Origin of the sequence: Streptomyces hainanensis (genome assembly GCF_004348415.1) — a bacterium.
GTDB lineage: Bacteria > Actinomycetota > Actinomycetes > Streptomycetales > Streptomycetaceae > Streptomyces > Streptomyces hainanensis.
Genome location: NZ_SMKI01000237.1, coordinates 1 through 11991, shown reverse-complemented (window position 1 = coordinate 11991; position 11991 = coordinate 1). Strand labels below are relative to the sequence as shown.

11 protein-coding genes are annotated in these 11991 nt (G+C 73.1%); 4 read left to right on the top strand and 7 right to left on the bottom strand.

Annotated features, from left to right (window positions below):
* The 6 genes from E1283_RS21230 to E1283_RS21205 form a co-directional block, all read right to left on the bottom strand.
* On the bottom strand, nucleotides 1-865 hold an 865-nt coding region (locus tag E1283_RS21230), incomplete at its 3' end, for an ABC transporter substrate-binding protein (RefSeq protein ID WP_132819699.1).
* Nucleotides 866-869: 4 nt separating this feature from the next.
* Nucleotides 870-1745: an STM4011 family radical SAM protein gene (locus E1283_RS21225; protein ID WP_132819698.1), complete on the bottom strand. Its 876-nt coding sequence runs from the start codon at nucleotides 1743-1745 to the stop codon at nucleotides 870-872.
* 11 nt (nucleotides 1746-1756) lie between these two features.
* Complete coding sequence (locus tag E1283_RS21220) at nucleotides 1757-3112, bottom strand: STM4012 family radical SAM protein (RefSeq protein ID WP_132819697.1); 1356 nt, start codon at nucleotides 3110-3112, stop codon at nucleotides 1757-1759.
* Nucleotides 3109-3915, bottom strand: a complete 807-nt coding sequence (locus tag E1283_RS21215; protein ID WP_132819700.1) for an STM4013/SEN3800 family hydrolase — start codon at nucleotides 3913-3915, stop codon at nucleotides 3109-3111. The genes E1283_RS21220 and E1283_RS21215 overlap by 4 nt, the downstream gene beginning before the upstream one ends.
* An 8-nt stretch (nucleotides 3916-3923) precedes the next feature.
* Complete coding sequence (locus tag E1283_RS21210; protein ID WP_132819696.1) at nucleotides 3924-5060, bottom strand: STM4014 family protein; 1137 nt, start codon at nucleotides 5058-5060, stop codon at nucleotides 3924-3926.
* Between the two features lie 3 nt (nucleotides 5061-5063).
* Nucleotides 5064-6017: an STM4015 family protein gene (locus tag E1283_RS21205; RefSeq protein WP_132819695.1), complete on the bottom strand. Its 954-nt coding sequence runs from the start codon at nucleotides 6015-6017 to the stop codon at nucleotides 5064-5066.
* Nucleotides 6018-6177: 160 nt separating this feature from the next.
* Between E1283_RS21205 and E1283_RS21200 the strand changes: the two genes are divergently transcribed.
* From E1283_RS21200 to E1283_RS21190, 3 genes are all read left to right on the top strand, one after another.
* Nucleotides 6178-6504 carry a hypothetical protein gene (locus E1283_RS21200; protein ID WP_132819694.1) on the top strand — a complete coding sequence of 109 codons (327 nt, stop codon included), beginning with the start codon at nucleotides 6178-6180 and terminating at the stop codon, nucleotides 6502-6504.
* A 68-nt stretch (nucleotides 6505-6572) separates the two neighbouring features.
* Nucleotides 6573-7580, top strand: a complete 1008-nt coding sequence (locus E1283_RS21195) for a DUF6745 domain-containing protein (RefSeq protein ID WP_132819693.1) — start codon at nucleotides 6573-6575, stop codon at nucleotides 7578-7580.
* A 165-nt stretch (nucleotides 7581-7745) separates the two neighbouring features.
* Nucleotides 7746-8774, top strand: a complete 1029-nt coding sequence (locus E1283_RS21190) for a methyltransferase (RefSeq protein WP_132819692.1) — start codon at nucleotides 7746-7748, stop codon at nucleotides 8772-8774.
* Nucleotides 8775-8843: 69 nt separating this feature from the next.
* Here the strand turns inward: E1283_RS21190 and katG are convergent, their stop codons facing one another.
* Nucleotides 8844-11075: a catalase/peroxidase HPI gene (gene katG / locus E1283_RS21185; RefSeq protein WP_132819691.1), complete on the bottom strand. Its 2232-nt coding sequence runs from the start codon at nucleotides 11073-11075 to the stop codon at nucleotides 8844-8846.
* A 301-nt stretch (nucleotides 11076-11376) separates the two neighbouring features.
* Between katG and E1283_RS21180 the strand changes: the two genes are divergently transcribed.
* Complete coding sequence (locus E1283_RS21180) at nucleotides 11377-11826, top strand: Fur family transcriptional regulator (RefSeq protein WP_132819690.1); 450 nt, start codon at nucleotides 11377-11379, stop codon at nucleotides 11824-11826.
* Nucleotides 11827-11991: the final 165 nt, after the last annotated feature.

Here is an 11991-nt window from a genome sequence, read left to right as displayed (position 1 = left end):
GCTCCGGGTCGGGTGGGCCGGCGGCCGCGGGGTGGAGGACACCGGCCAGCGCCTCGACGCCGTCGACCAGGCGGGGACCAGGGCGGGCGAAGGACGCGTTGGCGTCCACCGCCCACAACGGCACCCCGGGTGGCAGGCGGTCGGCCACCTGCCCGGCCAACCGGGCGGACTCGTCGAGACCGAAGCCGCACGGCGCGCAGACCACGACGGCCGCCCCGGCGTCGGCGACCGCCTCCCAGTCGGTGCGGTAGGAGCGCGCCCCCGACGTGCCGAGGACGCACCGGCCGCCCGCCGCCTCGACCATGTCCGGGACCCAGTGGCCGGGCGCGAACGGCGGGTCGGTCCACTCCAGCACCAGCGCCGGCACCGGCTCCTCGGCCGCCACCCGTGCCCGCACGGCCGCCAGCCGGTCCGACAACCGCCCGACCAGGCGCTCGGCCCGCTCCCGGGTGCCGGTGGCGGCGCCGATCACGAGGATCGAGTCGAGCACCTCGGGGAGCGTGTGCGGGTCGACGGTGAGCACCTCGGCGGAGCAGGCGAGGTGGTCCAGCGCGTCCCGGACCGTCGAGACGTCCACCGCGCAGACCGCGCACAGGTCCTGAGTGACCACCAGATCGGCCGCGAGACCGGCCAGCGCGCCCCGGTCCAGGTGGTACAGATCCTCGCCGGCGGCCATCCGCTCGCTGACCAGCCGGTCGATCCCGGCCGGCGACAGGTCGTCGGGGAGCGTGCTGGTGGACACGATGCGCCGGGCGCGGGCCTCCGGCGGATGGTCGCACTCGAACGTGACGCCCACCACGTCGTCGCCCGCGCCGATCGCGAACAGGATCTCGGTCGCCGACGGGAGGAGGGAGACGATGCGCACCCCCCTACGGTAGGCCCTGACCGGCCGCACCGAGCGCGGCCGTCGTCGGCACGCGTTCCAGCACGCCGCCCGCGAACACGTCGTAGAGCGGCAGCGTCTCCAGGTGGACGTAGCCGATGTGGCAGTCGCAGACCGCCAGCGGGCAGGGCCGTGGCGCCAGGGCCGCGCGGTAGGAACCGTCGTAGAGGTTGCCCAACTCGGCACGGACGAAGTGGCAGCGGCGCACCGTGCCGTCGCCGTCGACCGAGACCACCGTCGAACCCGTGCGGCACGGCCGGCCCGCCGAGCGGTGCGGATCGCGGCTGAACGGGAACAACGGGTCCAACGCGGTCCAGTCCGCCGCCTGTTCGTCGGAGTAGCGGTGGCCCTCCGCCGCGTTCACCCACAGGTAGACGTGCTCGGGCAGCTCGGCGCGGAGCCTGCGGGCCGACGCCAGGTGCTCGGGCAGGCCGACCACGCCGACGCTGAAGCGGACGCCGAGCTCGGCGAGCCGGTGGGTCTTGCCGAGGAACCGCTCGTACGGCGTCTGCCCCGGGTGGAAGGTGCACCACAGCGCCAGCGTGTCCGGGTCGGCCTCCGCCAGCCACTCGGTGCGGCAGCTGAGGTTGGTCTGGATCGCCACCCGGTCGATACCCGGCTCGTGCGAGAGCTCCACCAGCGCCCGCCGGTACCAGGAGCGCGTCAGACCCTCGCCCCAGGGGGTGAAGAGCAGCGAGAGCCGTTCCTCTGGACGGGCCCGCGCCCAGCTGGTGAACCGGTCGAGCGCCGCCCGGTCGGCGCGGAGTTGGGCCACCGAGTCCCGCCGCTTGGCGAACGGGCAGTAGGGGCAGTCGTAGTCGCAGGAGGCGAGCGGACCCCGGTACAGGACGGTCAGATGCATGGCGGCCGCCGTCACCTCGGGTCGTAGGCGGCCATGGCCGCCCGCACGGCGGGGGAGAAGAACCCGGGCCCCACGGCGTCCGAGTGGGCCAGCCCCTCAGGTGAGAGCCGCAGCCACTCGGGCCCGGCGTCCGCCAGCCAGCCCCGGTCGGCCAGCGTCGCCAGCTCGGCGGGGAAGTCCTCGTGCGGGGCGGACCCGAACCGCAGCCGGTAGTCGGCCACCGCGAGCCCCCGCGCCTGGAGCAGCGACTGCAGCAGATGGCGGCGCCTGGCCTCGTCCCGGTCGACCGCCCGGCCGTGGACCGCCCCGCCGAAGTCCTCCATGGCGGTGTACGCGTCGATGATGCCGCGGATCTCCCGCATGCCCACCGCGTAGTCGAAGGAGTAGTGCAGCGACGACGTGTACGAGCGGGCGCCACAGCCGAGCCCGATCATCCCGTCGGTCTGGCAGGCGTAGTCGTCAGGACCCTGCTCGGGCGCGTCGGCCCGGCGGAACATGCGCATCGACGCCTGCGTGTAGCCGTTCGCCAGCAGGTGGTCGCGGCCCTCCCGGTAGCGGCTCAGCCGGGCCTCGTCCCAGGCGCGGTCGGCGACCGCCGGGTCTGCGTGCCGGCCGAGGCCCGTCAGCGGACGGACGTAGAGCGGGTAGAGGTAGATCTCCTCGGGCCGCCAGGCGAGCGCCGCGTCCAACGATGACCGCCAACTCGCCGCCGTCTGCCCGTCGATGCCGTAGATCAGGTCGATGTTGAGAACCGGGATCCGGGCCTCCCTGACCCGGGCGAGCGCCGCCTCCACGTCGGCTCGGCGCTGCGGGCGCACCGCCGAGCGTGCCTCCGCCTCGACGAAGCTCTGCACCCCCAGGCTCAGCCGCGTGGCACCCCGCTCGGCCAGCACGGCCAGCCGGTCGGCCGTCGCCGTGGCGGGGGACGCCTCGACCGACAGCGGGATCGCCCGGAGGTCGACACCCATCCGCCGCTCCGCGATGTCGCACAGCCGGGCCAACTCGGCGGCCTCCAGGAACGTCGGAGTGCCGCCCCCGAAGGCCGCGTTGGCGAACCGGGCCGGCGGATCGTCGCCCAACGCCTCGCGGACCGCGGTCGCCTGCCGGTCCAGCGCGTCGAGATAGCGGCCGGTCAGCCCCTCGGGCGCGCCGACCCGGGTGAACAGGTTGCAGAAGCCGCAGCGCACCTCGCAGAACGGGATGTGGGCGTAGAACGACAGGGCCTGCCGGGACTCGCCGGCCCACACGTCGGCCAGCCGGGGCCGGTGCGTCAGCTCCCGGTAGGCGGTCTTGTGCGGATAGGCGTAGACGTAGTGCTGGTAGGGGCGGGGCGGGCGCGCCACGGGGGGCGCGGCGGTGACGGTCATGCGGACGGCTCCAGGAAGAAGTGGCGGTAGGGGACGGTCCACACGGCCTCGTGGCCGAGGCGGTGCCCGGTGTACCCGTCGTCCCCGTAGGCGGTGCCGTGGTCGGAGCAGACGATGGCGAAGCAGCGGCGACGGGAGCTCATCGCGGCGAACAGCCGCCCCACGTGCCGGTCGACGTACTCCAGCGCCGCCGCGTGCGAGGCCAGGCCGTCCCCGGCCTCCCGGGTGGCGCCCGGCAGGTGGAACCAGTTGGGCTGGTGCAGCGCGGAGACGTTGAGGAAGAGGAACAGCCGCCGCTCGGCGGGAAGTTCGGCGACGATCCGCTCGACGCGGGCCACCTGGGCCTCGAAGGAGGTCGGGGAGGCGACGGAGAACTCCGGCTCCCAGTGGCTCTCCCGGAACAGGCCGGGCAGCACGCTGCCGAGCGCGCCCTGCTTGTTGAAGAAGCCGACGCCGCCGACACACACCGTGTGGTAGCCGCGCTCGGCGAGGCCGGAGACCAGGTCGGGCGTGTCGAACACGTAGGTGTGCCCCTCGGTGGTCTCGCTGCCGGCGAACCGGCCGGCGAAGAGCCGGGGATGCCGGCCGGGCCGCGCAGGGGTGGGCAGGAAGCCGGCGAACATGGCCTGGTGTGAGGCGAAGGTGAAGTTGCCCGGCGCGTGCCGCTTCTCCCACGTTCCGCCCGGCAGCCGGGCCGTCAGGTGGGGCAGCCGGCCGGCGGCGGCCGCCGCGACGGCCACGTCGTAGCGCAGGGTGTCGAGGGTGAGCAGCAGCAGGTCGTCGCGGCCCACCACCTCGTTCATGTCCGGGATCACGTCGGGTTCCTCGGCTGGAGGCGGTGCGGGGAGCGGGGCATGGCCGGCGCCCCGAAGGGCGCGGCGCCCCGCACGGCGGCGAGCTGCGTCGCGTAGGTGTCCAGGGCCTCGGCCCCGCTGCCCCGCAGCCCGGTCAGGCCGGGCAGCAGGTCGCCGAAGGCGTTGACCTCGCCGACGGCGAAGCGGCGCCAGCCGATCGCCGGGAGCAGGTCGACGCCGACGCACAGGGTGCCGGGGAAGCAGGCGGCGGCCCGCTCGCAGACGTCGAGCGCCTCGGCCCAGCGGTCGCCGGCCGCGGCCACCACCGCCGCCAGGTCCCCGCGGGCCCCGCCCAGGTGAAGGTTGGTCATCGGGTGGCGGCTGGTGCGCACCACGGCGTGCGTGGCCCGGCCCGCCACCACCAGGACCCGCAGGTCGGCCGAGCGGCCGGCGACCGCGGCCTTGGGCAGCCAGCGCTCGACGTGCAGGCCGTCGGGGGCGAGCGTGTCGACGATGCCGGCGATCTCACGCTCGTCGGTGAGGCGGCGTACCCGCAGCGAGTTGTGGAGCCGGCCGCCCGCCGCCACCTCCACGGACGTGGTGGCGGCGATCCGGTGGGCGGCGGTCTCGACGGCCAGGATCCCCGAGCCCGAGGAGCCGTGGGCCGGCTTGACGAACACCCGTGGCATGGCGTGCTCCCGCAGCGCGGCCCGCACGTCGGCCCAGCCGCGCACCGGGAGCGCCCCGCCCGAGGTGGGCGACGGCGGCACCGGAACGCCCGCGGCGGCCAGCCGCGCGTGGCACAGCCGCTTGTCGAACAGGACGGCCAACTCGGCGGGATCGTCGAGCCGCACCCCGCCCCGCAGCGAACCGGCGGCCGCCAGGAAGCGGGCGTACCAGGTGGCCGAGCCCTCCACCCGCGTCGGATCGTCGACGCCCCGCAGCAGACGGTCCACCTCGCCGTTCTCGCCCGGCGAGTCGAGCCGGACGATCTCGTCGGCCGCGAAGTCGTGGCCGCCGTCCCGCAGCACGTCCCGCCACTCCACGACCCGGGGCGTCCCGACGCCGGCGGCGCGGGCCGCCGTGGCGAACAGCCCCACCCGCCGGTTCTCCCCGTTGCCGACCACCGCCCAGGAGCGCCGGCTCACCGGCACGCGCTACTCACCCACCGCGACGAAGCGCGCGGCGTTGTTCGGGTCCACGTCGTCGAGGTCGAGGTCGAGGCGTACGCCCGCCGGCTCCAGGCTCTCCCGGAGGCGGCCGCACATCGCCTCGCTGAGGTAGTTGTGGTGCATGTCCAGCACCTGGAGGTGGGTGAGCGGCTGGCCGGTGAGCAGCGCGGTCGCCCCGTCGTCGGTGAGTACCCCCATCGACACGTCGAGAACATCGAGGCGGGCCACCACCGGCGCCGAGGCGAGCCCGGCGCAGATCTCGTCCTGTATCTCGCTGTTGCGCAGCGCCAGGTGCCTCAGGGCGGGCAGCCGGGTGCCCGCCAGGATCGGTGCCAGGTCGGCCATCTCCGTGTCCCCGCCGTACTCCGAGGTGCCAAGCCACAGATCCAGGTGTTCGAGGGCGGGCAGGTCGCTGGCGGCCACGCCCCGCACCACCGTGGCCGGCATCCCGCCCGTCTCGATCGTCAGCCTCCGCAGCCGTGCGTGCCGCACCGCGGGGAACTCGAGATCACTGCCGCCGCGCACGGCGAACTCCTCCAACTCGGGGAAGGTGTTGAGCAGCGGGGTCACGGTTCCCTGGGGAATGTAGGCGATATCCGACTCCTCCCGCACGATGTCCCCGAAGAACAGCCCGCGCAGCGCCGGCAGCCGGTCGCGTGCCGCCACCAGCGCCGCGAGGACGTCACTCGGGCCGATGTCCCACAGGTCGTTCCAGGCACCCACGATCAGCGCGCGCACCCTGGTGGTGTCGACGGCGGCCAGGAACCGGGCGAAGGCCTCCTCCCACTCCTCCTCGCTCGCGTAGCACTCGACCATGACGCGCCAGGCCACCGATTCGGGAGCCGGCAGCTGGGCCGCGTCCTCCGGGCCCCGCACGGAGTCGGGGAAGTCGAAGGCCGGCAGGCCGTGGAACTCTTCCAGGTGGTTTCCGATGCTCACGCGGCGCCCGCTCTCTCGTCGACTTGATTGCCCGTCACGGGAGTTGTACCAAGCCCCACTGACAACCGGGACACCCACCCTGTTCGGTGACCGACTGTCAGTGCCCGCCCCTACGGTTCCTGTCGTGGGGCGCACCGGGCGGCCTACGGGAGGGAGAACCATGTACCGGCAGGGAGACGTGCTGATCGCGCCGTTGGCCGAGGACGCCGTGCCCGCGACGGCCCGTGACGCGTCGTCGGAGCCGAGGGACGGGCGCGGCCGGCTGGTGCTCGCGCTGGGCGAGGTCACCGGGCACGCGCACGCCGTGGTCGGCCCCGGTCGGCTGATCCGCGAGGCCGGCGCGTTCGGGCCGATGCTGCTGCACGTGCCGGACGGCGCCCGGGTCGTCCACGAGGAGCACGCCGCGATCTCCCTGCCCAAGGGCTGGTACCGGGTCGTCAGGCAGCGCGAGTACGTGCCGGGTTCGGTGCGGATCGTCGCCGACTGAGGCGCCGGCACGACCGCCGGCACCACCGGCACCCAGTGGGACACACCGAACGATCGAGGAGAGACGACATGACGGAGCGGACGAGTTGGCGGGCGGCCGCGACGGCCACCGGCCCGGGCGACCGGGAGGCGGCGGAGGCGGGCGTCCGCCTCGCCTACCGGCGGGCGGGGCTGGCGGAGCCGGCGCGGATCGTGTGGGTCGAGTCGCCGCGTGCGGCGATCCGGCTGCTGTCCGAGGCGCCCGGAGCGGCCGGGCCGAGCGTGCGCGGCGCGATCCGCGACCGCCCGCTGGCCGCCGAACGCGACCGGTCGCACACGCGGTTGGGGCCCACGGGCTGGGCCGAGCACTGGCGCGCGACCGGCGCGGACCTGTGGGAGACGACCGCCCCGCTCGTCGAGCGGATCCGGGCCCGGATCGTCGAGGAGGCGGCCGGGGGCCGCGCCGACGAGCCCCGGGTGCGGCTGCTCCTGCTGGACGCCGTGCTCGGGCAGCACGAGGCCGCCTGGTTGAGCGCCCTGGACACCGGCCCCGAGTCCGCGCTCCGCGGGTTGGCGGAGGTGGCGCGCACCTCGGGTTGGTGGTGGCCCTACGCGGAGGTGGCGGTGGTCAGCGAGCGGCCGACCGAGCTGCACCGGGACGAGGCCGGCCGGCTGGACCGCGGTGACGGTCCGGCGCTCGCCTACCCGGACGGGTTCGCCCTGTACGGCTGGCGGGGACTGCCGGTCCCCGCCGAGTTCCTCGACCGGCTCGGCACGTTGACGCCGGCCGTCATCCGGGAGGAGGGGAACGCCGAGTTGCGGCGCGTGATGCTGGAGCACTACGGCTACGACCGCTATCTACGGGAGTCGGACGCCAGGCCGGTGCACCGCGACGAGGTGGGCGTGCTCTGGCGGATCCCACTGGTCGGGGACGAGGACGTGGTGATGGTCGAGGTCGTCAACTCCACCCCGGAACCCGACGGCACGAGCCGCACGTACTGGCTCCGGGTGCCTCCCACGACGAGCACGGCGCGCGCGGGGGTGGCGTGGACGTTCGGGCTGAGCGAGGAGGCGTACGCCCCGTTGAGGCAGACCTGAGAGTTTCACAGTGAACGCTGCGCACCGGAGTTCCGAGTGATTCAACGCCCGTAGATTTGTGAATTACTATCCCATGGTCATACCTTTTAGTTCTTCTTGACATGTTCAGATATGCCATTCCTAATGGAGGAGGAATTCGACTCTTCGGAAAGAAGAAGACACGCGATGAACACCGACGCGGAAATCGCCGAAACCGGCGAGGAAACGCCCGCCAACTTCTTCAACCTGACCACCTCACTGCTCGACGCACAGGCCATGGCGACCGGCCTCGAACTCGGCCTGTTCACCCTGCTGCACGCCGGGCCGGCCGACAGCGAGACCATCCGCACCGAACTCGGCCTCCAGGAACGCGGTCTGCGGGACTGGCTGAACCTGCTCGTGATCAACGGGCTGCTGGAGCGGACGGGCGAGCGGTACCGCAACAGCCCGGCGGCCGACCGCTACCTGGTCCGCGACACCGCCACGTACACGGGGGACCTGCTGCAACGTCGGCTGTTCCCGGCCCTGTTCGGATTCACCACGTCGCTCCGCACCGGCGCCCCGCACGACGGGTCGCACTTCATGGAGGCGGTCGCGGGCCTCGACGTGACCCGGCAGTTCGCCAGCCAGATGGACCACATGACGGAACCGCTCGCCCCGCACCTCGTCGCGGCCTTCGGCGACTGGGGGCGCTACCGGTCCGTGCTCGACCTGGCCGGCTGCCGGGGGAACATGGTCTCCCACCTCGTCGCGGCCCATCCGAACCTGACGGGCCACGTCCTCGACCTGCCGATCATGGCCCGCCTCTTCGAGGAGAAGGCGGCCGAGCGCGGGGTGAGCGACCGGATGACCTTCCACCCCGGGGACTTCTTCACCGAGCCGTTCCCGCCGGCCGACGTCGTCATGATCGGCCACGCGGTGATCGACTGGTCGCGTGAGCAGCGGGAGTTCCTCATCAGGAAGGCGTTCGACAGCGTCAACCCCGGTGGGGCGCTGCTGATCTACGACCGTTTGGTCAGCGGCCTGGCTGACCCGGCGGAGAGCGTGAACCTGAAGATCAGCCTCACCATGCTCGTGCTCACCAGGGGCGGAACCTCGTGCAGCTACGAGGAACTGCGCGACCACGCGACGGCCGCGGGCTTCTCGTCCGTGACGAGCCGCCCGCTCGGCCCGTTCGACACCCTGGTCGTCTGCCGCAAGGCTCCCGCGGCCTGACCCCTCGGGGTGGCGGCGGGCAGCGGTGCGGGCCGGCCCCGCGGGGGGCCGGCCCGCACGGTGTCCAGGTCAGACCAGGTCGAACCGGTCGAGGTTCATCACCTTGTCCCAGGCCGCGACGAAGTCGCGCACGAACTTCTCCTTCGCGTCATCGCTCGCGTAGACCTCGGCGAGCGCGCGCAGCTCGGAGTTCGACCCGAAGAGGAGGTCGATCCGGCTGCCGGTCCACCGGACCTCGTCGGTGGCCTCGTCCCGCGCCTCGAACGTGTTCGCGTCCTCGGCGGTGGGCCGCCACGTCGTGCCCAGGTCGAGCAGGTTGACGAAGAAGTCGTTGGTCAGCACACCGGGGGTGGCGGTGAGGACACCGACCGAGGACTGCTGGTGGTTGGCGCCCAGCACCCGGAGACCGCCCACCAGGACCGTCAGCTCGGGAGCGCTCAGCGTCAACAGGTTCGCCCGGTCGACGAGCAGGAACTCGGCCGGCAGGCGGTTGCCCTTGCCCAGGTAGTTGCGGAACCCGTCGGCGGTCGGCTCCAGCGCGGCGAACGACTCCGCGTCGGTCTCCTCCTGCGACGCGTCCGCGCGGCCCGGGGTGAACGGGACCTCGACGGTGACGCCGGCCTCGGCGGCGGCCCGCTCGACGGCGGCACCGCCGGCGAGCACGATCAGGTCGGCGAGCGAGATCCGCTTGTCGCCGGGCTGGGCGGCGTTGAAGGTCGCCTGGACGCCCTCCAGCGCGCTCAGCACCGTGGCCAGCTCGTCGGGCTCGTTGACCTCCCAGCCGCGCTGCGGCTCCAGCCGGACCCGGGCGCCGTTCGCGCCGCCGCGCCGGTCGCTGCCCCGGAACGACGAGGCGGACGCCCACGCGGTGGACACCAGCTGGGACACCGAGATGCCGGCGGCGAGGACCTGCTCCTTGAGGGAGGCGACGTCCTCGGCGTCGACGAGCTCGTGGGTCACCGCGGGCAGCGGGTCCTGCCAGATCAGGGTCTCGGTCGGGACCTCGGGGCCGAGGTAGCGCACGACCGGGCCCATGTCGCGGTGGGTCAGCTTGAACCAGGCGCGCGCGAAGGCGTCCGCGAACTCCGCCGGGTTCTCCAGGAAGCGCCGCGAGATCGGCTCGTAGACCGGGTCGAAGCGGAGCGCGAGGTCGGTCGTCAGCATGGTCGGGGCGTGGCCGCGCGACGCGTCGTGGGCGTCCGGCACGGTGCCCGCGCCGGCGCCGTCCTTCGGCCGCCACTGCTGCGCGCCGGCCGGGCTCACGAAGAGCTCCCAGTCGTAGGCGAACAGCGTCTCGAAGAACGAGTTGTCCCAGGCGATCGGGGTGGGCGTCCAGATGCCCTCCAGACCGCTGGTGATCGTGTCGCCGCCCTTGCCGCTGCCGAACGTGTTCCGCCAGCCCAGGCCCTGCTCCTCGATCGAGGCGCCCTCGGGGGCGGCGCCGACGTTGTCCGCCGGGCCGGCGCCGTGGGTCTTGCCGAAGGTGTGGCCGCCCGCGACCAGCGCGACCGTCTCCTCGTCGTTCATCGCCATCCGGCGGAAGGTCTCCCGGATGTCGCGCGCCGCGGCGATCGGGTCCGGGTTGCCGTTCGGGCCCTCCGGGTTGACGTAGATGAGACCCATCTGCACCGCGCCGAGCGGGCTCTCCAGATCGCGGTCGCCGGTGTAGCGCTCGTCGCCGAGCCAGGTGGTCTCGGGGCCCCAGTAGACGTCCTCCTCGGGCTCCCAGACGTCCTCGCGGCCGCCGCCGAAGCCGAAGGTCTCGAAGCCCATCGACTCCAGGGCGACGTTGCCGGCGAGGACCATGAGGTCGGCCCAGGAGAGGCTCTGGCCGTACTTCTTCTTGACCGGCCACAGCAGGCGGCGGGCCTTGTCGAGGTTGCCGTTGTCCGGCCAGCTGTTGAGCGGCGCGAACCGCTGCTGACCGGCGCCGGCGCCGCCACGGCCGTCGCTTATCCGGTAGGTGCCGGCGCTGTGCCACGCCATGCGGATCATGAACGGGCCGTAGTGGCCGAAGTCGGCCGGCCACCACTCCTGCGAGGTGGTCAGCACCTCAGCGATGTCCCGCTTCACCGCCGGGAGGTCCAGGCCCATGAACGCCTCGGCGTAGTCGAACTCCTCGCCGAGGGGGTTGGCCACGGCCGGGTTCTTCGCGAGGATCTTCAGGTTGAGCCGCTCCGGCCACCACTGGCGGTTTCCGCCGCCCTGGGTCGGATGCGGAGCGCGACCGTGCGCGACGGGGCAACCGCCCCCGCCCTCCGTCCTCGCGTCAGCGGCGTTGGCGTCATGGTTCTCGGACATGGCTTTCCTTCCGGCGAAGGCGGATCATAGTGCCCGGCAACTGCGGGCGGCGGAACGGGAATGCGAAAGGCTCGAAGCGTGCGAAGGGCATCTGGACTCGCGCGGTCGCACACCCCGGGGGCGATCGTCCCCACGCCGAGGAGAGCTACTTGAGTCGTCCTGTCCCTTGGCTATCACCAGAACTGATCCTACGATAGACAGAGTCCAAGTCAAGATGGGTGCCAAGGTCGTATCCCATCGGAGCCGGGCCGTCCACGGGTGAACTCCGGGCGTCCCGCCGAACCTGAACAGGTGAACAGACATGAGCGACCTGTTGGCACGGCTGCGAGGGCGTGGCTGGCGAATGACCTCCCAGCGGCGGGTCGTTGCGGAGGTCCTCGACGGCGACCACGTGCACCTCACCGCCGACGAGGTACACGCCCGCGCGGCCCGGCGGCTGCCCGAGATATCCCGGGCGACCGTCTACAACACCCTGGGGGAGCTGGTCACACTCGGCGAGGTGATAGAGGTCTCGACCGACGGCCGTGCCAAGCGCTACGACCCCAACGCGCACCGGCCGCACCAGCACCTGGTGTGCTCGAACTGCGGCACCATCCGCGACGTCCACCCCACCGGCGACCCGCTCACCGACCTCCCCGTGGAGGAACGATTCGGCTTCGCGGTCTCCCAGGTCGAGGTCACCTACCGGGGGTTGTGTCCCTCCTGCGCCCGGCCGACGCCGGCGGTACCCGGGGCCCACTCGGCGACATGACAGATCCCCCGCGCCCGGCGCGGGGGATCGGTCGGTCGGGGACGCGGGTTCAGCGGGGCCGGGTGGCCGCGTCGATGGCGTCCCTGGTGCGGTCGACCAGGGAGGCGAAGGGGCCGAGCGCCCACTGCGCCGCCGGCTTGCCGGCCGTGGAGGGGTGCGGGTGGG